At 65.0% G+C, this 18,111-nt stretch carries 19 protein-coding genes, 2 tRNA genes and 1 pseudogene; 14 read left to right on the top strand and 8 right to left on the bottom strand.

Features of this window, described 5'->3' with window-relative positions:
* Positions 1 to 188 precede the first annotated feature (188 nt).
* The 5 genes from moaA (at position 189) to LDZ27_RS04680 (ending at position 4,239) form a co-directional block, all read left to right on the top strand.
* The gene (gene moaA, locus LDZ27_RS04700) at positions 189 to 1,298 is read left to right on the top strand and encodes a GTP 3',8-cyclase MoaA (protein ID WP_244815553.1); all 1,110 of its coding nucleotides are present in this window, start codon (positions 189 to 191) and stop codon (positions 1,296 to 1,298) included.
* 83 nt (positions 1,299 to 1,381) lie between these two features.
* Positions 1,382 to 1,936 (top strand): molybdenum cofactor guanylyltransferase MobA, encoded by a 555-nt coding sequence (gene mobA, locus LDZ27_RS04695; RefSeq protein WP_370653391.1) that lies wholly within the window; start codon positions 1,382 to 1,384, stop codon positions 1,934 to 1,936.
* Between the two features lie 156 nt (positions 1,937 to 2,092).
* Entirely contained in the window at positions 2,093 to 3,406 is a 1,314-nt protein-coding gene (gene glp / locus LDZ27_RS04690) for a gephyrin-like molybdotransferase Glp (protein ID WP_244815551.1), read from the top strand.
* A 72-nt stretch (positions 3,407 to 3,478) separates the two neighbouring features.
* Entirely contained in the window at positions 3,479 to 3,754 is a 276-nt protein-coding gene (locus tag LDZ27_RS04685; RefSeq protein ID WP_049655276.1) for a hypothetical protein, read from the top strand.
* Positions 3,751 to 4,239 (top strand): GNAT family N-acetyltransferase, encoded by a 489-nt coding sequence (locus LDZ27_RS04680; protein ID WP_244815550.1) that lies wholly within the window; start codon positions 3,751 to 3,753, stop codon positions 4,237 to 4,239. Before LDZ27_RS04685 ends, LDZ27_RS04680 begins: the two co-directional genes overlap by 4 nt.
* A 9-nt stretch (positions 4,240 to 4,248) precedes the next feature.
* Here LDZ27_RS04680 and LDZ27_RS04675 read toward each other — a convergent pair whose 3' ends face one another.
* From LDZ27_RS04675 to pncB, 5 genes are all read right to left on the bottom strand, one after another.
* A complete protein-coding gene (locus LDZ27_RS04675; protein ID WP_244815549.1) occupies positions 4,249 to 5,706 on the bottom strand; it encodes a DNA recombination protein RmuC in 1,458 nt (485 codons plus the stop codon).
* Positions 5,703 to 6,683 carry a D-glycerate dehydrogenase gene (locus tag LDZ27_RS04670; protein ID WP_244815548.1) on the bottom strand — a complete coding sequence of 327 codons (981 nt, stop codon included), beginning with the start codon at positions 6,681 to 6,683 and terminating at the stop codon, positions 5,703 to 5,705. The genes LDZ27_RS04675 and LDZ27_RS04670 overlap by 4 nt, the downstream gene beginning before the upstream one ends.
* Positions 6,684 to 6,692: 9 nt before the next feature.
* The gene (locus LDZ27_RS04665) at positions 6,693 to 8,060 is read right to left on the bottom strand and encodes a sodium:proton antiporter (protein WP_244815547.1); all 1,368 of its coding nucleotides are present in this window, start codon (positions 8,058 to 8,060) and stop codon (positions 6,693 to 6,695) included.
* A gap of 47 nt (positions 8,061 to 8,107) precedes the next feature.
* On the bottom strand, positions 8,108 to 8,779 hold the full coding sequence (locus LDZ27_RS04660) for a lactate utilization protein C (protein ID WP_244815546.1): 672 nt from the start codon (positions 8,777 to 8,779) through the stop codon (positions 8,108 to 8,110).
* A gap of 96 nt (positions 8,780 to 8,875) precedes the next feature.
* Positions 8,876 to 10,066, bottom strand: coding sequence for a nicotinate phosphoribosyltransferase (gene pncB, locus LDZ27_RS04655; RefSeq protein ID WP_244815545.1), 1,191 nt, complete (start codon positions 10,064 to 10,066; stop codon positions 8,876 to 8,878).
* A 273-nt stretch (positions 10,067 to 10,339) separates the two neighbouring features.
* Between pncB and fdxA the strand changes: the two genes are divergently transcribed.
* The 4 genes and pseudogenes from fdxA to LDZ27_RS04635 all read left to right on the top strand — a co-directional run.
* A complete protein-coding gene (gene fdxA / locus LDZ27_RS04650) occupies positions 10,340 to 10,663 on the top strand; it encodes a ferredoxin FdxA (protein ID WP_244815544.1) in 324 nt (107 codons plus the stop codon).
* Between the two features lie 126 nt (positions 10,664 to 10,789).
* Positions 10,790 to 10,865, top strand: a tRNA-Asn gene (locus LDZ27_RS04645).
* A 77-nt stretch (positions 10,866 to 10,942) separates the two neighbouring features.
* Positions 10,943 to 11,018, top strand: a tRNA-Asn gene (locus LDZ27_RS04640).
* Positions 11,019 to 11,379: 361 nt separating this feature from the next.
* Positions 11,380 to 11,628: pseudogene (locus tag LDZ27_RS04635) on the top strand (lipid A hydroxylase LpxO); the annotation flags it as partial.
* Here the strand turns inward: LDZ27_RS04635 and LDZ27_RS04630 are convergent.
* The 3 genes from LDZ27_RS04630 to LDZ27_RS04620 are packed head-to-tail and all read right to left on the bottom strand — an operon-like array spanning position 11,622 to position 14,343.
* Positions 11,622 to 12,203, bottom strand: a complete 582-nt coding sequence (locus LDZ27_RS04630) for an LUD domain-containing protein (RefSeq protein ID WP_244815543.1) — start codon at positions 12,201 to 12,203, stop codon at positions 11,622 to 11,624. The pseudogene LDZ27_RS04635 and the gene LDZ27_RS04630 overlap by 7 nt on opposite strands.
* An 8-nt stretch (positions 12,204 to 12,211) precedes the next feature.
* Positions 12,212 to 13,603, bottom strand: a complete 1,392-nt coding sequence (locus LDZ27_RS04625) for a lactate utilization protein B (RefSeq protein ID WP_244815542.1) — start codon at positions 13,601 to 13,603, stop codon at positions 12,212 to 12,214.
* Positions 13,600 to 14,343 (bottom strand): (Fe-S)-binding protein, encoded by a 744-nt coding sequence (locus tag LDZ27_RS04620; protein ID WP_244815541.1) that lies wholly within the window; start codon positions 14,341 to 14,343, stop codon positions 13,600 to 13,602. The genes LDZ27_RS04625 and LDZ27_RS04620 overlap by 4 nt, the downstream gene beginning before the upstream one ends.
* Positions 14,344 to 14,463: 120 nt before the next feature.
* Between LDZ27_RS04620 and LDZ27_RS04615 the strand changes: the two genes are divergently transcribed.
* The 5 genes from LDZ27_RS04615 to LDZ27_RS04595 all read left to right on the top strand — a co-directional run bounded on the left by LDZ27_RS04615 (position 14,464) and on the right by LDZ27_RS04595 (position 18,083).
* Positions 14,464 to 15,156: a FadR/GntR family transcriptional regulator gene (locus LDZ27_RS04615; RefSeq protein ID WP_244815540.1), complete on the top strand. Its 693-nt coding sequence runs from the start codon at positions 14,464 to 14,466 to the stop codon at positions 15,154 to 15,156.
* Positions 15,157 to 15,526: 370 nt separating this feature from the next.
* Complete coding sequence (locus LDZ27_RS04610) at positions 15,527 to 16,015, top strand: CreA family protein (protein WP_244815539.1); 489 nt, start codon at positions 15,527 to 15,529, stop codon at positions 16,013 to 16,015.
* Positions 16,016 to 16,092: 77 nt separating this feature from the next.
* Entirely contained in the window at positions 16,093 to 16,923 is an 831-nt protein-coding gene (locus LDZ27_RS04605; protein ID WP_244815538.1) for an AraC family transcriptional regulator, read from the top strand.
* Positions 16,924 to 17,082: 159 nt separating this feature from the next.
* On the top strand, positions 17,083 to 17,763 hold the full coding sequence (locus tag LDZ27_RS04600) for an AzlC family ABC transporter permease (RefSeq protein ID WP_244816040.1): 681 nt from the start codon (positions 17,083 to 17,085) through the stop codon (positions 17,761 to 17,763).
* Positions 17,760 to 18,083, top strand: coding sequence for an AzlD domain-containing protein (locus LDZ27_RS04595; protein ID WP_244815537.1), 324 nt, complete (start codon positions 17,760 to 17,762; stop codon positions 18,081 to 18,083). Before LDZ27_RS04600 ends, LDZ27_RS04595 begins: the two co-directional genes overlap by 4 nt.
* The last annotated feature ends 28 nt before the right edge of the window (positions 18,084 to 18,111 follow it).

The raw sequence follows: 18,111 nt of genomic DNA, 5'->3' as shown, positions 1-18,111 counted from the left end.
CGCGCGATGCAGTGAGCAAAGCGCCATCGAGACAACTCGATGGCGCTTTTTTTGTGCCGTCACTGGTTGGAACCGAGCGAGCCGCCCCCGGCGCGACGGGCCGAATAAGCGCGCTTCCGCTAAAATAGAGCGATTGCGCATCCGAATTGCGCACGATTGCGCACCTTTCGAGCCGAGCACGAGCCACCATGTCCCGACGCATCATTCCCCTCGCCGATGTCAGCGCGATACCGGATTTCTCCGGCGGCGCGTCGTCGTCGCCAACCGGGCTGCTGACGGACACGCTCGCGCGCCCCTTGCGCGATCTGCGCATTTCGGTGACGGACCGCTGCAACTTCCGCTGCGTCTACTGCATGCCACGCGAAGTCTTCGACAAGGATTACGCGTTTCTGCCGCACTCCGCGCTGCTGTCGTTCGAGGAAATCGAGCGGCTCGCGCGGGTGTTCGTCGCACATGGCGTCGAGAAAATCCGGCTGACGGGCGGCGAGCCGCTCTTGCGCAAGAACATCGAATTTCTGATCGAGCGGCTCGCGCTGCTGCGCACGCCGGAAGGCCGCGCGCTCGATGTCACGCTCACCACCAACGGTTCGCTGCTCGCGCGCAAGGCGCAGTCGCTGAAGGACGCGGGGCTGACGCGCGTCACCGTGAGCCTCGACGCGCTCGACGATGCCCTCTTTCGCCGCATGAACGACGCCGACTTCGCCGTCGCGGACGTGCTCGACGGCATCGCGGCTGCGCAGGCCGCCGGTCTCGCGCCGATCAAGGTCAACATGGTGGTCAAGCGCGGGACGAACGACGAGGAAATCGTCCCGATGGCGCGCCACTTCAAGGGAAGCGGCATGATTCTGCGCTTCATCGAATATATGGACGTGGGCGCGTCGAACGGATGGAACATGAGCGAAGTGCTGCCGTCGGCGCAAGTCGTCGAGCGCATCGCCGGGCATTTTCCGCTCGCGCCGCTCGAAGCGCACACGGCGGCCGAAACCGCGCAGCGATGGGGCTATCGCGACGGCGGCGGCGAGATCGGCGTGATTTCGAGCGTGACGCGCGCCTTCTGCGGCTCGTGCACGCGCGCGCGCCTCTCCACCGAAGGCAAGCTGTATCTGTGCCTCTTTGCGACGGCCGGCCACGATCTGCGCGGCCTGATCCGCAGCGGCGCAAGCGACGATGCCATCGCGACCGCCATCGCCCGAATCTGGGAAGCGCGCGGCGACCGCTACTCGCAATTGCGCGGCAGCGCGTCGGCGCCTTCGCGGGACGACGCGCCGCGCGTCGAAATGTCCTACATCGGCGGCTGAAGAGCATCCCACTTGTGACCGCAGCCGCCCTGCTTTCTACGAACATCACCGGACTCGTTCTCGCGGGCGGACGCGGCTCGCGCATGGACGGCGTCGACAAGGGCATGCAGCCGTTTCGCGGCGAACCGCTCGCGCTGCACGTCCTGCGCAGGCTCACACCTCAGGCCGGCGCGATGCTTTTGAGCGCCAACCGCAACGCCGACGCCTACGCGAAACTGGCCGCGCCCTTCGGCGCTCGCGTGATCGCCGATACGCTCGCCGATTATCCCGGCCCGCTCGCGGGCATCGCGGCGGCGCTGCGCATCGCGCAGACCGGGTTTCTGCTGACTGCGCCGTGCGACGCGCCATTCGTCGACGAACACCTCGGCGCGCGGCTCGCGCAGGCGCTCGATGAGGCGCGCGCGGACATCGCCTATGCGGTGACCGTCGAGGCGGCGGGCGAGCGCATCGCGCATCCGGTTTTCGCGCTCATGCGGACTTCGCTCGCGGACGATCTCGACGCCTCGCTCGCGTCCGGCGAGCGCAAAGTGCGCGCGTGGTACGCGCGCCACAAGGCGGTGCAAGTGCCATTTCACGATGACCGCGCGTTTTACAATATCAATGATTTGCGCCAGCTCGCCGATCTGGAGCGCCGGTAGTCCGGGAACCACGGCGCTTTCACGACATCGCGCGTCAGCATCCGGCGTCCTTCAATCCGGCGTTCCTCAATCCGGCGTTCCTCAATCCGGCGTTCCTCATTACGCGGCCTCGCAGCCGACTCTTTGCGCAGCGCTCGCCGCACCTCACTCCGATTCATGACCACGTCCAAGCCACTGTCCGGTTGCGTCGCTCAGTACGACCCGAACGCGTTGCCCGTCGAAGCTGCGCAGGAAATCGTGCGTCAATGGGCGATGCCGCGAGAGCAGGAAGCGCGCGTCGAACGGGTCGAGCGCGTCGGTCTCTTCGATGCCCTCGACCGCGTGCTCGCCGATGACGTCGTGTCGCCCATCGACGTGCCCGCCTTCGACAATTCCGCGATGGACGGCTATGCGTTCGCAGGCGCCGCGCTCGCGTCCGCGCCCGAAACGCTGCAACTGAGCGTGGCGGGCACGGCGCTCGCCGGGCAGCCTTTCGCGGGCGAGCCGAACGCGGGCGAGTGCGTGCGGATCATGACGGGCGCGCTGATGCCCGCCGGTTGCGACACGGTCGTGCCGCAGGAACTCGTTACGCGCGAGGCCGACGCCGTTCGCTTCTCGCGACGCGCCGTGAACGCGGGCCAGAACCGGCGGCTCTCGGGCGAGGACCTCGCGCGCGGCAAGCCGGCGTTGCGCGCGGGCCGCATCGTGCGGGCTTCCGATCTCGGCCTGCTCGCATCGCTCGGCATCGGTGAAGTGGCGGTCAGGAAGCGCCTCGTCGTCGCGTTCTTTTCGACGGGCGACGAACTGCGCTCCGTCGGCGAAACGCTCGCGCCCGGCACGCTCTACGACAGCAACCGCTACACGCTCTTCGCGATGCTGCGCCGGCTCGGTGTCGATACGTTCGATCTCGGCATCGTCCGCGACGATCGCGCGTCGCTCGAGAAGGCGCTGCGTCAGGCGACGGAAGCAGCGGATGTCGTCATCAGTTCGGGCGGGGTGTCGGTCGGCGACGCGGACTTCACGCGCGAGCTGATGAGTTCGCTCGGCGACGTCGCATTCTGGAAGATCGCGATGCGCCCCGGCCGCCCGCTCGCGTTCGGCCGCCTGTGGTCGGGGCCGCGCGCGGGCACGGGCAAGCCGGCGCTCTTTTTCGGGCTGCCGGGCAATCCGGTCGCGGTGATGGCGACGTTCTACTTCATCGTGCGCGAGGCGCTTCTTGCGATGTCTGGCGCGACGCCCGAGGCGGCTTTGCGCATCGGCGCGACGTGCATCGAGCGCATCCGCAAGCGCGCAGGCCGCACGGAGTTCCAGCGCGGCATCGCCACGCGCGACGCTGCGGGCGAGTGGCGCGTCGTGACGACCGGCCCGCAAGGTTCGGGCGTGCTCAGTTCGATGAGCGAAGCGAACTGCTTCATCGTGCTCGAACACGATCGCGCCGACATCGAAGCGGGCGAACAAGTCAACATCGTGCCGTTCAACGGCCTCATCTGACGGAGCAACCGACCCATGCGCGACGCCGCAGCGACAACCATTCCTACTATCGATAGACGGGGTTCTCCCTCCATGAAAAAGCAGATCTCATCCATCGCACCGGGACAGACCGCGAAGGCGCTGATTCTCGTGTACCTCACGTTCAGCGTGCCGATCGTGCTGCTTGGCGTCGTGGTCGCCTTCGTGCGATACGGCTCGGTCGAAGTGAGCACGGTCACGAGCGCGCTGCTGCTCAATGCGATTCTCGGCTTCGTCCTGCTGTGGATCGCGTGTCACGCGTACAACTGGGTGGCGTCGCGTTTCGGCGGCATCGAAATCGTGCTGTCCGACGCGCCGGAAGAAGCATGAGCGCCGCGTCGATCCGCCCGGCCACGCCCGCCGATATCGGCGCGCTGTTCGGCCTGATGTACGAGCTCGCGGAGTTCGAGAAGCTCACGCACCTGTTCGTCGCGACCGAAGCCAGCCTGCACGATGCGCTCTTCGGGGCGCGGCCGGCAGCCGAGGCGCTCGTCGCGGAACAGGCGGGCGAAGTCGTCGGCTATGCGCTCTTCTTCCATAACTTCTCGACGTTTCTCAGCAAGCGCGGTCTCTATCTCGAAGACCTCTACGTGCGGCCCGCGCTGCGCGGCAGCGGCCTCGGCACGATGATGCTCAAAAAGCTCGCCGCGCTCGCCGTCGAGCGTCAGTGCGGGCGCTTCGAGTGGTCGGTGCTGGATTGGAACCAGAACGCGATCGACTTCTACGAGAAGATGGGCGCGACCGTGCTGCCGGACTGGCGCGTCGTGCGAATCACGGGCGATTCGCTCGAACGCCTCGCCAGCGGCGCGGCCTGAGGCCGGTGTCTAAAGTTCGTCGTCGCTCTCGGGCGACGATGCATCGCCGAGCAGTCCCGCCGCCTGTTCATGCGGCAGCGCCTCCACGTCGCGCAGGCGCTTGCCCATCTGACGCGTGCGCGTTTGCGCCGCTTCGATGGAGCGCGTGACGGTTTCGAGTTGCGCCTTGGTTTTCGCGAGCACGTCGCCGAACTTGCCGAACTCCGTTTTCACCGCGCCGAGCACTTGCCACACCTCGCTCGAGCGCTTCTCGATGGCAAGCGTCCTGAAGCCCATCTGCAGACTGTTGAGCAGCGCGGTCAGCGTCGTCGGACCGGCCACCGTCACGCGATACTCGCGCTGCAGAAAGTCGCTGAGTCCAGGGCGGCGCAGCACTTCCGCGTACAAGCCTTCGGTCGGCAGGAAAAGCAGCGCGAAGTCGGTGGTATGCGGCGGCGCGACGTATTTCTGCGCGATGGCGCGCGCCTCGGCCCGCAAGCGCCCTTCCAGCGCGCGCGACGCCTCTTCCGCCGCAACCGCGTCCGCGCGCTCCTGCGCGTCGATGAGACGCTCGTAGTCCTCGCGCGGAAACTTCGCGTCGATGGGCAACCACACGGGCGTCGCGACATCGCCCGATGAACCGGCCACGCCCGGCGCGTCATGCCGGCCCGGCAGTCGGATGGCGAACTCCACGCGCTCGCTGCTCTTCGGAATTGTCGCGACGTTTTTCGCGTACTGATCGGGCGTCAGTAGCTGTTCCAGCAGCGATTCGAGCTGCACTTCGCCCCAGATGCCGCGCGTCTTCACGTTCGTGAGCACCTTCTTGAGATCGCCGACGCCCGCCGCGAGCGACTGCATTTCACCCAGCCCGCGATGCACCTGCTCGAGCCTGTCCGACACCAGCCTGAACGATTCGCCGAGTCGCTGCTCCAGCGTCGCGTGCAGCTTTTCGTCGACCGTGCGGCGCATTTCCTCGAGCTTCGCCGCATTGTTTGCTTCGATGTCCTTGAGACGCGCTTCGAGCGTCGCGCGCACTTCACCGAGCCGCCTATCGTTGGCCTCGGAAAGCTGCGCGAGATGCAGCGTCATGGAATCGGCGAAGCGCTTGAGCGCGTTGCCCTGATCGTCGCGCGCCTGCTGGCTTTGCTGCGCGAGCTGCTGCGCGAGCGCGTCGAACTGCGCGTTCTGCACGCTCGACGTGCTCGCCAGTTGCGTCGCGAGCGTCTGATGAAACTGCGCGAATCCGCCCTGCGATTCCATGCGCGACACGCGCGCGTTCTCGGCGATATCGCCGCGCAAGCCGCGTTCGAGGCGCTCCTGAGCGCGCGCGTGCGCCTCGCCCATGTCGTTGACGCGGTCGGTGAGCGCGGCGAATTCCTCGTCGATATCGATGTTCGCCGCTCGCCGCGTCGCGGCGAAGAGCGCGATCAACGCGATTACGAGGGCGATCGCCAAGACGGCGACTGCGCCGGCCAGCAGTTCGATCATTTTCTGAGCACGCCCGGATTGATCGCGTTCGGCGGATTGCCGGCGCGCGGGCCTTCGCCAAGACCGGCGATGAGATTGTCGGCGGCGAGGTTCGCCATCGCGCGGCGCGTGGCTTCCGTGGCGCTCGCGATATGCGGCGTCAGCACGACGTTCTCGAGCGCGAGAAAGTCGGGATTGAAATTCGGCTCGCCTTCGAACACGTCGATGCCCGCCGCGGCGATGCGCTTATCGCGCAGCGCTTCGATCAGCGCCGCATCATCGACGATTCCGCCGCGCGCGATGTTCGTCAGCGTGGCCGTGCGTTTCATGAGCGCGATTTCGGCCGCGCCGATCGTATGGTGGCTTTCCTTCGAGTACGGCACGACCAGCGCGACGTGATCCGCGCGCTTGAGCAAGTCCTCCTTCGACGCATACTCCGCGTTCAGTTCCGCTTCGATCTCGGGCGCGACGCGCGAACGGTTGTGATAGATCACGCGCATGTCGAAGCCGCGCGCGCGGCGTGCAAGCGCCTGCCCGATGCGTCCCATGCCGATCACGCCGAGCGTCGAGCCGTAGACATCCACGCCGAGGAACGAATCGAACGACCACTTGTTCCACTTGCCCGCGCGCAGAAAGTGCTCCGACTCGGTGACGCGCCGCGCCGCCGCCATCATCAGCGCCCAGCCGAAATCGGCAGTGGTTTCGTTGAGCACGTTCGGCGTGTTGGTGCCGAGGACCTCGTGCGCGTCGAAGGCGTGCATGTCGAAATTGTTGTAGCCGACCGCCATGTTCGCCACGACTTTCAGGTTCGGCGCGCCCGCGAGTTCCTTCTCGCCGACGACGTCGCCAGCGGTGAACGCGCCGTCCTTGTCGGCGAGACGGCGGGCGAATTCGTCCTGAGGAAGCACTTCGCCTTCGTTCACATCGACTTCGAAATACTGCTTCAGACGCTCGATGACATCGGGAAACGTGGGACGCGCGACAAGAACTTTCTTCATCGATTGCTCCTAGAAAAATAGCCAGCCTGAGACGGCGAAAAGCGGCAGCAGCACGGCACACGACCAGCCGAGATAGCCGAAGAAGCCCGGCATGCGGATGCCGCGCGACTCCGCGATCGCCTTCACCATGAAATTCGGCGCGTTGCCGATATACGTGTTCGCGCCCATGAAGACCGCGCCCGCCGAGATCGCCGCAAGCGTCGTGGCGCCGGTGGTCATGAGCGCCTGGGCGTCGCCGCCGGCGAGATTGAAGAAGACGAGATAGGTCGGCGCGTTGTCGAGAAAGGATGACAGAAGCCCTGTCGCCCAGAAATACGCGAGGTCCACGGGCTTGCCGTTCGCATCCGACACCGCATGCACGATGGCCGCGAACGCGCCCGCCTCGCCCGCGCGCAGAATCGCGATCACCGGCGCGATGGTCACGAAGATGGCGGCGAAGAGCTTCGCGACTTCCTCGATCGGCGCCCAGTCGAACGCGTTGCCCGCGCGCGCGCTTTTCGGCGTGAGCGCGAGCGATGCAAGGAGCACGATCACGAGCGCCCCATCGCGCACGACGTTTTGCAGCGCGACGTGCGTGCCGAGCACGTCGAATTCGACGCCCGGCTTCCACACGCCGCTCATCAGCACCAGCGCGACGATGAGCGCGAGCAGCACGAAGTTCACCTTGCCGTCGATGAAGAGGCGCGGCGTGTCCGGCGTCGGATCGAGAAACGCGCGCCCTTGCTCCTCCTTCGTGCGCCAGTAGTGGCTGTCGAGCGCATAGAACAGCGCGAGCAGCACGCCGCAGATGAAGAGCATCGGGAGCGCGAGATGCAGCGTCGTCCAGAAGAAGCCGACGCCGTTCAGAAAGCCGAGAAAGAGCGGTGGATCGCCGAGCGGCGAAAGCGAGCCACCCGCGTTCGCCACCAGAAAGATGAAGAACACGACCACATGGACGGCATGCTTGCGGTTGTCGTTGGCGCGCAGCAGTGGACGGATCAGCAGCATCGCCGCGCCCGTGGTGCCCATGACGCTCGCAAGCGCGGTCCCCAGCGCGAGCAGCGCGGTATTCACGCGCGGCGAGCCGTGCAGGTTGCCGCGCACGCACACGCCGCCCGCCACGGTGTAGAGCGCCGCCAGCAGGATGATGAACGGCACGTACTCTGCGAGCATGGCGTGCGCGAGCATGCCGAACGCGGCGTCCATGCCGAACGCCCACGCGAACGGCGCCAGCAGCGCGAGCGCCCACGCTGCGGCGATCTTGCCGAAGTGGTGATGCCACACCTTCTTCGCGACGAGCGGAAAGATGGCAATGGAAAGCAGAATGCCGACGAACGGAATGCCCCACGCAGCGGACATGGACGCGCCGTCCAACGGCGCGGCAGAAGCACTGGACATCGCGCAAAGCGGCAACGAAAAACCGAGAAACAAACGCCGCACTATGCTCACGCTCCCCGCACGACGATCACATGCACGCGATACGGCCCATGCGCGCCCAGCACGATGGTCTGCTCGATATCGCCGGTGCGCGACGGCCCCGACACGAAGTTGACCGCGCGCGGCAGTTCGCCGCGTTCAGCGCGCATCAGCGCGAAGGCGTCCTCGTGTGCCGCGACGATGCGCGAGGCCGGCACGATGGCGATGTGCGTCTGCGGCAGCAGCGCGCCCGATGCAGGCGTGTCCGCGCCGGAAAGCAGCACGAGCGAGCCCGTCTCGGCGGTGGCGCAGAAGCAGCCCGTGATGCCGACGAGATCCGCGTCGGCCGGCTTGCGCAGCGACACCTGAATGCCCGCTTGCGCCCACGGAAGATCGCCAAGCGCGGGCCACGCGACGGCATCGGACGGAAGATCGAGCGCGTGGAGATAGCGCGCGGCTTCGGAGGGCGCGTCCGCGAGCGTCTCGACTTCGGCGACCGTGGTCGCGAGCCGCTCGGCTTCGAGACGGAAACGCGCAATCAGTTCGTCGCGCGTGACGGGAAGCGGCGGGCGCGGGCCAGCGGGATGATGCGCCACGTAGTCTTCGGCGGCGGCGCGTTCGGCTGCGGTCGGCGCGCCTCGCCTGCCCTGTGCGCTGCGTATGCGCGCGAGAATATTGCGGCGCGCGGCCGATGTGTCCATGGTGCCGTCCGGTTGAGCGTGATGCGTGAAGAAAAATTATATCGGCCGGTCTTCGAGCGCGAACCCTGGCCGAATGGCATAGGCCGCGCGCACGGTTCAGCTTTCCTCGACCGGCTGCTCGATGCCGAAAACCTGACGCAGATAGGCGAGATACGCCTTGTCGTCGCACATGTTCTTGCCGGGAGAATCGGAGAGCTTGGCCACCGGCTGGCCGTTGCAGCGAACCATTTTGATGACGATCTGCAGCGGCTGATAGCCGAGATCGTTCGTGAGATTCGTGCCGACGCCGAACGCGAGCTGGCAGCGCCCGCGAAAACGTTCGTAGAGTTGCAGCACCTTGGGAATGTCGAGCGCGTCGGAAAAGACGAGCACCTTCGTGCGCGGGTCGCAGCGGTTTTCTTCGTAATGCCTGATGAGACGCTCGCCCCAGTCGAACGGGTCGCCGGAGTCGTGGCGCGCGCCGTCGAAGAGCTTGCAGAAGTACATGTCGAAGTCGCGCAGGAACGCCTTCATGCCGTACACATCCGACAGCGCGATGCCCAAATCGCCGCGATACTCCTTCGCCCACATCTCGAAGCCGAAAATCTGCGAATCGCGCAGGCGCGGGCCGAGCGCCTGACACGCCTGCAGGTATTCGTGCGCCATGGTTCCGAGCGGGCGCAGGCCGAGGTTCATCGCAAAGAATACGTTGCTCGTGCCGGCGAATTGCTCGCCGAGCCGTTCCGTGAGCGTCAGCACCACTTCCTCGTGCCATTGCTTCGAGAAGCGGCGGCGCGTGCCGTAATCGGCGATCTTGCAATCCGAATACTCGGGCGGCGTGGCGAGCAGCTTGATCTTGTCGCGCAGGCGCTCGCGCCCCGTTTGATATTCCGGCGTGCGCTGCGTGTTGCGGAAATAGACCTCGTTGACGATGGCGAGAACCGGAATCTCGAAAAGGATCGTATGCAGCCACGGCCCTTCGATCATGATGTCGATCTCGCCGTTGTTCTTTGGCGATGGCGAGATGCGAATGGACTTTTCGTTCAGATGGAAGAGCGCGAGAAAGTCGATGAAATCGCTCTTCATGAAACGCATGCGCCGCAGATAGTCGAGCTCTTCTTCCCTGAAGCGCAGATTGCAGAGCTGGCGCACTTCGTCGCGGATTTCGTCGATGTACGGCACCAGATCGACATTCGGCGTGCGGCAGCGAAAGCGGTATTCCACATGCGCGGCGGGGAAATGATGCAGCACCACCTGCATCATCGTGAATTTGTAGAGATCGGTATCGAGCAGCGAATTGATGATCATGGTCCTGACTGGAGCATCGAAGCGATGAGACCGCGCGCCGTCTTCTCGCGGCGTGCCTTTGAGCCATGTTACCCGAATGCGCGCGCCGTCACGGGCATGCGCGCCCTTTTAGCCGTTCGGCATACGTACATTGCGAATCGATATAAGGCGCGCCGCGCGGCGCTCGCGCCCGTTTTTACCGTTACGCTACAATATGCGTTTAGGCGCGAACCCGCCGTGGCGCATGCCGCCAGCCGGTCGCCGTCTCCACGAATTCCGCATGCAGGAGCTTGAATGACTCACGTTGTGACCGAAAGCTGCATCAAGTGCAAGTTCACCGATTGCGTGGACGTGTGCCCGGTGGATTGCTTCCGCGAAGGTCCCAACTTTCTCGCGATCGATCCGGACGAGTGCATCGACTGCGCCGTGTGCGTGGCCGAATGCCCGGTCAATGCGATCTACGCCGAAGAAGATGTGCCTGGCGATCAGCAACACTTCACCGAACTGAACGCCGAACTCTCGCGTAACTGGCCGAGCATCACCAAGACGAAGGCGCCGCTGCCCGAATCGGACGAATTCAAGGACGTGAAGGACAAGCTCAATCTGCTCGAGCGTTGAAGCGTCCGCTCAAATGAGTGCACTTAGGACGAGTTCGCCTGGGTGCAAAAAGGTGTTTGGAATGAAGATTGAGCGTTGACAGCCTAGGAGACGCTCCCTATAATTCCGCTTCTCTGCTGTAGATGTTCCCCGATAGCTCAGTCGGTAGAGCGCCGGACTGTTAATCCGTAGGTCCCTGGTTCGAGCCCAGGTCGGGGAGCCAAGAAGGTTCCGGCAAAGAGGTTCAGTAAAGCCCAGTCAACCGCTGGGCTTTTTACTCGGTTTCATTGTTGTAGATGTTCCCCGATAGCTCAGTCGGTAGAGCGCCGGACTGTTAATCCGTAGGTCCCTGGTTCGAGCCCAGGTCGGGGAGCCAAAGCATTAAGCGAAAAGCCCAACTCATTCGAGTTGGGCTTTTTGCATTTTTGCATGCGCTTTTTAAACGTGCCATAGAAACACGCATCCGCTGCAATCGCGAATTCGTCTTCCTTTAGAAACGGCAAAGCCGAGCGTCATCCGAGCGCGCGTTTGATAAGCGTTTGTATAGTTTCGAGATGTAATGCATCGGCGGCGTGCACCGTGAAAGGCGCAATGGATGCGCTGGCTCGGTCTCTTCGTTTTCATCGCGTGCGCGGCGTGCATGCATTGGCGCGGGAAAGTCCGCCACGGATTTTTCAGGCAACTTGTCCGATCACTCGATGTTCATGTCCCCCGTGAACATATCTCCAGCCATCGCTCTCGAGCGGCCGACGAAACATCGCTGGGCGCAGGCAGTGAACAACGCGGTCGGCGGCTTTCCGGTGCTCGCGGCGGCGTCGCCCAACGAAATCGGCGACCGCACCGGCGCGCTCAATCGCGCGTTCAAGCATCTCTGTTCGATACGGCTCGTCGGCAAGCGCCTGAGGGCGTGGAACCGGACCGTCCACTACATCGTCAAGTGGCTGCTGTCCGGCGGCATCACGGTGGCGATCTTCTGGCGCTACTGAATCCAAACGACAGTGAGCGAGCGCACGCCCTGCGCGCCGCGAATCAGCACGCCCTCGATGTCGGCCGTCGCGGACGGTCCCGTGACCAGCACGGCATAACGCGCGGACTTGAAATCGGGCCGGCGGTACACCTGCTGCAAGCCATCGACGAGCTGCGCCGGGTCGAGCAAAACGACGAGATGCTGCGCGAGATAGCCGATCGAATTGACGACGTATTCCTGCTCGCTGAACCACACCGAGCCAGTTTCCGCGACGCCGAAGCGAGCGCGCACCACGCCCACGTCGATATCCTGAAGCGACGCCGGCGCCGTGTCGGGCGCGAGCGGCCGCGTGCCTTCGATGCCCGGCACCGCCGACGCCACGACCGCATCGCTGCCGAAGCGCGCGGCGATCATCTCCCTCACTTCGTCGAGACTGTGCGCGTGCGCGGACGTGCCGCCCATCGTGGTGAGCGCGGCGATGAAGCGCGTCATGAGATCGCCTTCGGGCGACGGAAAAATCGGCACGTCGGGACGCGGGCGCGAGGCGGGCTGCGCCGCGCGGATCTTCGTGAGAAAGGCTTCGCGAGTCGTCATGGCGTGGCTCATTTGGCGGATTTGCGGTTCTTCCTGTACCACTCGTGGAACGTCTCTTTGGGCGCATCCGGCAACTCGCGCTGGCGGCCCCAGATGTTGAGCGGGTTGTACAGCATGAAGTTCGGCAGCCGCTTGAGCGCGCCGCCGAGCGACGCGACGCTCGCACGATAAAGCGTCGGGCTCGCGAGCAGACGCCCCGCCATCTTCAGCACTTCCTGCTTCACGAACGGCACTTCGTGCTTTTGAGCGATCACCTCGCGCCACTTGTAGATCTGCTCGTGAATGTTGATCTTCGTCGGGCAGACGTTGGTGCAACTGCCATTGAGCGTCGAGGCGAACGGCAGGCTGCTGTAGCGCTTGAGATCGTAGGTCGGATTGATGATCGCGCCGATCGGCCCGGAATACGTTCCGCCATACGACAGCCCGCCGCTGCGCCGATACACCGGACACGTATTCATGCACGCGCCGCAGCGGATGCATTTGAGCGAATACCAGAAGTCCTCGAGCGCGAGCCGCTCCGAGCGGCCGTTATCGACGAGGATGTAGTGCATCTCCGTGCCCGGCCGCGGCGCCCGAAAATGCGACGTGTACTGCGTGATCGGCGAGCCGAGCGCGCTTCTCGACAACATGCGCACGAACACGCCGAGATCGGCGATCGTCGGAATCAGCTTCTCGATGCCGATCGACGCGATATGCAACGGCGGCACGTTCGCGGACAAATCCGCATTGCCCTCGTTCGTGCAGACGACGACCGTGCCGGTTTCGGCCACCGCGAAATTGCAGCCCGTCATGCCCGCGGTCTTCTCGCGCACGAAGTACGGCCGCGTGTGCATGCGCTGGCTTTCCGCGAGATAGTGGATGTCGCTGTTGTTCGGGTCCGTGCCGATCGTCTTGCCGAAGAGTTCGGCCACGTCCGCGCGCAGCTTGTGCACGGCCGGCACGACCATATGGCTCGGGTCCTGATGATCGAGCTGCTGGATGCGCTCGCCGAGATCGGTTTCCATCACCGTGATGCCGCACGGCTCCAGATAGTCGCGCATATAGCATTCGTCGGTAAGCATGGACTTGCTCTTGACGAGCGTCGTCATGCCGCGCTCGCTCATCAGCTTGTGGACGAGCGCGTTGTGCTCTTCGGCGTTCGCCGCGAAATGGACGACCACGCCGTTCTTTGCAGCCTGATCCGCGAATTGCGCGATGTAGTCCGCGAGATTCGAGAGCGTATGTTCCTTGATGCCCGATGCCAGCTCGCGCAGCGTCTCCCATTCGGGGATGCCGTGCGCCTGCGCATCGCGCTTCGAGCGCAAGTCCCAGAGACGCTTGTCGTGGAACGCGACGTGATCGGGCTTTTGCAGGAACGCGCCCGCGGCTTTCGCGTGGTCGATGCGAACGGTCTTCGTCATGCCCGCGCTCCGTTGAGAACCTGCGCGATGTGAATGAACTTCGCGTCGAGCTTCATGCGCTCGGCGCATCCCTGTTGATGCATGAGACACGACATGTCGCCCGAGACGATATATTCCGCGCCCGCGCCGATGTGATCGCGCACCTTGTCCTGCCCCATGCGCACCGACACAGCTTCCTCGGTCACGGAGAACGTGCCGCCGAAGCCGCAGCATTCGTCGGGCCGCGCGGGCGTGACGAATTCGATGCCTTTCACGCGTTCCAGCAGCGCGCGCGGCTTCGAGAACGGCGTGCCGGCCACTTCCGAATTTGAGGTCTCGCGCAGATGCCGCACCGCGCTGCAACTGTTGTGCAGCCCGACGCGATGCGGGAAGTCGGCCCACGGAAAGTCGCGCACCTTCAGCACGTCGTGCAGAAATTCGACGAGTTCAACCGTGCTCTTGCGGACCTTTTGCACCGCGCTCGTCTGCTCGATGGCCGTGAAATGCTCGCGCACATGATGCGTGCAACTCGCCGACGGTCCGACGACATAGTCGTAATCCGCGAAGTTGCGCGCGAACACGCGCTCGGCGCCCGCCGCTTCCTTGTGCGCGCCGCTGTTGGCCATCGGCTGGCCGCAGCACGTCTGGTCTTGCGGATAGTCGACATCGACGCCCAGCCGCTCCAGCAATTCGAGCGTGGCGATGCCGACTTGCGGATAAAACGCATCGATGAAACAGGGGACGAAGAGAGCTACTTTCATGGGAGAAGTGGGGAGAAACCGCATGTTGGTCAGCGTGGTCTGACCAAGACTCTAAGGACGCAGTGCTTTCGTGTCAAACTAGGGTAATCCAAAGCCTTTCCCGGCGTCGCATTCCCAACGATGACTTTCCAGCCCGTCCAAGCGCATTCCTACGCTCGCCTGCGCCTCTCCGATGTCGTATCCGGCCAGATTCGCGCGCTGATTTCGAATGGCGCGCTGCTGCCCGGCCAGCGCCTGCCCGCCGAACGCGATCTCGCCGAGCAGTTGAACGTCTCGCGGCCGTCGCTGCGCGAGGCGCTCATTCGTCTGGAGTCTGACGGATTCATCCGCGCGGTGGCGCGGGGCGGTTTCGTCGTCTCGGATGTGACGGCGCCGCTCGTCTCGCATCCGCTTGCCGCGCTGCTCGAACAGCAGCCGAACGCAAGCGCCGATGTCCTCGAGTTGCGCCACGGCCTCGAAACGCTCGCGACCGCGTATGCCGCCGAGCGGGCGACCGAGGCCGATCTCGCGCGCATCGCCGCTGCGTTCGATGCGCTCGCGAGCGCGGTCGCCGGCAAAAGCGCGCGCATCGCGGAAAAGGACGCGGCGTTCCATCTCGCCATCGCGGACGCCACGCACAATGTCGCGCTGACGCATGTGATGCATGGCCTCAACGAAGTGATGCGCGAATCGATGCTCAGCTCTCACCGTCTCGTCGATTACGAAGAAGGCGTCGAAGCCGATCTGCTCGCGCAGCACCGCGCGATTCTCGATGCGATCGTCGGCCGCGATCCACCGCGTGCGCGCGAGTGCGCAGGCGCGCATCTGGACTAAGTGCGCGCGCTCTATCGCGACCGCCCGGCGAAGAAAGCGCGCGGCCGCGTTTCCGATGATGGCATGACCAATCCGTAACGCCGCCGTGATAGCTGATAGGACTACGCCTACAGCGATTTCGGACGCACACGGCTAACGCGCGGCGCGCGGGCAGCCGATACTGGAACCGTCAACAACAACATGCGCAAGGAGGACGACATGCCTTACCTGCTCGGATGGCTGCTCGGTGTGCCGGTCGTGGTGCTGGTGATCCTTTATCTGATCTTCCATTGATGCGCCAGCCGCACACGGCAATAGCAGCAGAAGCAACGGAAGCCACGAAGGGCGTCGCTACAATACGGCGCCCTTTTCTTTTTTCCGAAGGATTCCGATGAAACGCGCCACCCTCCTCTCCTCGCTTGCATCGCTTGCATCGCTCGCTCTTTCACTCGGCGCGTCTCTCGCGCATGCAGAGGAAATCGCGAGCGTCAACACCAACTTCCGTCTGACGGGATCGGACCGCGTGAGCGTCGAAGCCTACGACGATCCGCTCGTCAGCGGCGTGACGTGCTATGTGTCGCGGGCGCGCACGGGCGGCGTGAAGGGCACGCTCGGCATCGCCGAAGATCCGACCGAGGCGTCCATCGCATGCCGTCAGGTCGCGCCCATCAAGATCGCGCAACCGCTCAAGCAGAAGACCGATGTCTTCACGGACCGCATGTCGTTCATCTTCAAGACGCTGCATGTCGTGCGCATCGTCGATGCAAAGCGCAACACGCTCGTGTATCTGACCTACAGCGACCGCATCGCGAGCGGCAGCGGGAAGAACAGCGTGACGGCCGTGCCGGTGCCCGAAGGCACGGCGATTCCGGTGAAGTGATGCGCGCGGCGTCGCGCGCAACGATGTCGTAGACTAATCGATCCGCCCGGAAGAACGCCCCAGCGCGCGACCGACCGATGAACGCCCCACGCTTTCGCAATGCCGCGCGCTACTGGCGCTCGCCCCTCGTGCCGGACGCGGACATGGTCACCGCCGAGTATTACGACCACGCGTTCACCCCGCACTGGCACGACGCGTACACGGTGCCGGTCATCGAAGCGGGCGCGGAGTGCTACGACTATCGCGGTGCGCGTTACGTGGCCGAGGCGGGCACGGTGCCCGTCATCAATCCCGGCGAAGTGCATACGGGCGCGCGGGCCGTCGATGCGGGCTGGCGTTATCGCGTGTTCTATCTGCCGACGGCTTTCGTCGAGGAACTCGCGCGCGAGATCGCGCCGCGCGCCGCCTCGCCGTGGTTCGCGCCGGGCATCATCCACGACGACGATCTCGCGCGCCGGCTCGTCGCCGCGCATCGTGCGCTCGAAGGCGTCGAACATGGCGCCGATCCGCTCGCCGCCGAAACCGCCCTCGTCGATGCACTCACCACGCTGCTCGCGCGTCACGCGCTCGATCGCCCTTCACCCGCGCCGCCCGCCGCCGACGCCGCCCGCGTCGCCACGATGAAATCGCGCCTCGCCGACGATCTGCTCGCACCGGTCACGCTCGCCGAACTCGCGCGCGCGGTCGGCCTGTCGGCGTTTCACGCGGCGCGGCTTTTCACGCGCGAGACGGGTCTTGCGCCGCACGCGTGGCGCAACCAGTTGCGCATCGCGCGCGCGTTGCCGGCGTTGCGCGGGGGCGCGTCCATCGCGGATATCGCGGCGGCCTGCGGTTTCACCGATCAGAGCCATTTCACGCGGCATTTCAAGCGCGCATTCGGCGTCGCGCCGGGGCGCTGGCGGGCCTGAATCGAACCGGGCCGGACCGAGCCACGAAAGCCGCCGCAAGAACGTACAAGCCGCGCGTGCGGCAATCGACTATCCTCCGCGCAACAGGAGGACACCTTGAACGCATCGCCCCGCAACGCTTTTCGAGAACTCGCCGCGGGCGCGCGCGACACCATCCCGATGATGGTCGGCGCCGCGCCCTTCGGCGTCATCTTCGGCACGCTCGTCACCGCGAGCCCGCTCGCGCTCTGGCACGGACAGCTCATGTCGCTCGTCGTCTTCGCCGGGTCGGCGCAATTCATCGCGGCGGGCATGATCGCGGGGAACGCGAGCTTCGTCGTGATCTGGGCGACGACGTTCGTCGTCAATCTCCGGCACGTTCTCTATTCGGCGACGCTCGCGCCCTATGTCGCGCATCTGCCCGCGCGCTGGCGCTGGGCGCTCGCCGGCCTTCTGACCGACGAAGTGTTCGCGGTCGCGTACACGCATTATCAGAAACGCGCGCCCGGCGAGACCGGCCCGCACTATTTCCTCGGCTCCGGCCTCGCGATGTATCTGAACTGGCAGGCGTGGACGCTCGTCGGCCTCTTCTTCGGCGCGGCGTTTCCGGGGCTGAAGTCGCTCGGACTCGATTTCGCGATGGTCGCGACGTTCATCGCGATCATCGTGCCGCAACTCGTCGCGCTGCGCTTTCTCGCGGCGGCGCTCGCCTCGGGCGTGCTGTCGTTCGCGTGGCAGGGCTGGCCGTACAAGCTCGGGCTGCTCGCGGCGGTGCTCGCGGGCGTCGGCGTCGGCATTGCGCTGAGTGTCGTCGAGGGAAGAAAGCCGCGCATCAAGCGCGCGAAGGAGCGCGCGCAATGAACTACGTCGTCCTGATTCTCGGCATGGCGCTCGTGACGTATCTCGTGCGCGCCGCCGTGTTCGTGCTCGGCGAACGGCTCACGTTCGCGCCTGTCGTTCGCAGCGCGCTCGGCTTCGTGCCGGTGACGGTGCTCACCGCGATCATCGTGCCGATGACCGTCTCGCCGCACGGCAGCGGCGCCGAACTGACGTGGCGCAATCCGCAGTTGATCGCGGCGGCGGTCGCCATCGTCGTGTGTGCGCTCACACGCCGCGCGTTGCTGACGATCGCCGTGTCGCTCGCAGTCTTCTTCATCTGGCAGCTCGTCGTGCTGCGCTAACCGTTTGCTCAGTGCGGCTTTCAAAAAG

Origin of the sequence: Caballeronia sp. Lep1P3, from assembly GCF_022879595.1 — a bacterium.
Classification (GTDB): domain Bacteria; phylum Pseudomonadota; class Gammaproteobacteria; order Burkholderiales; family Burkholderiaceae; genus Caballeronia.
This window is presented reverse-complemented; position numbering and strand designations above follow the sequence as displayed.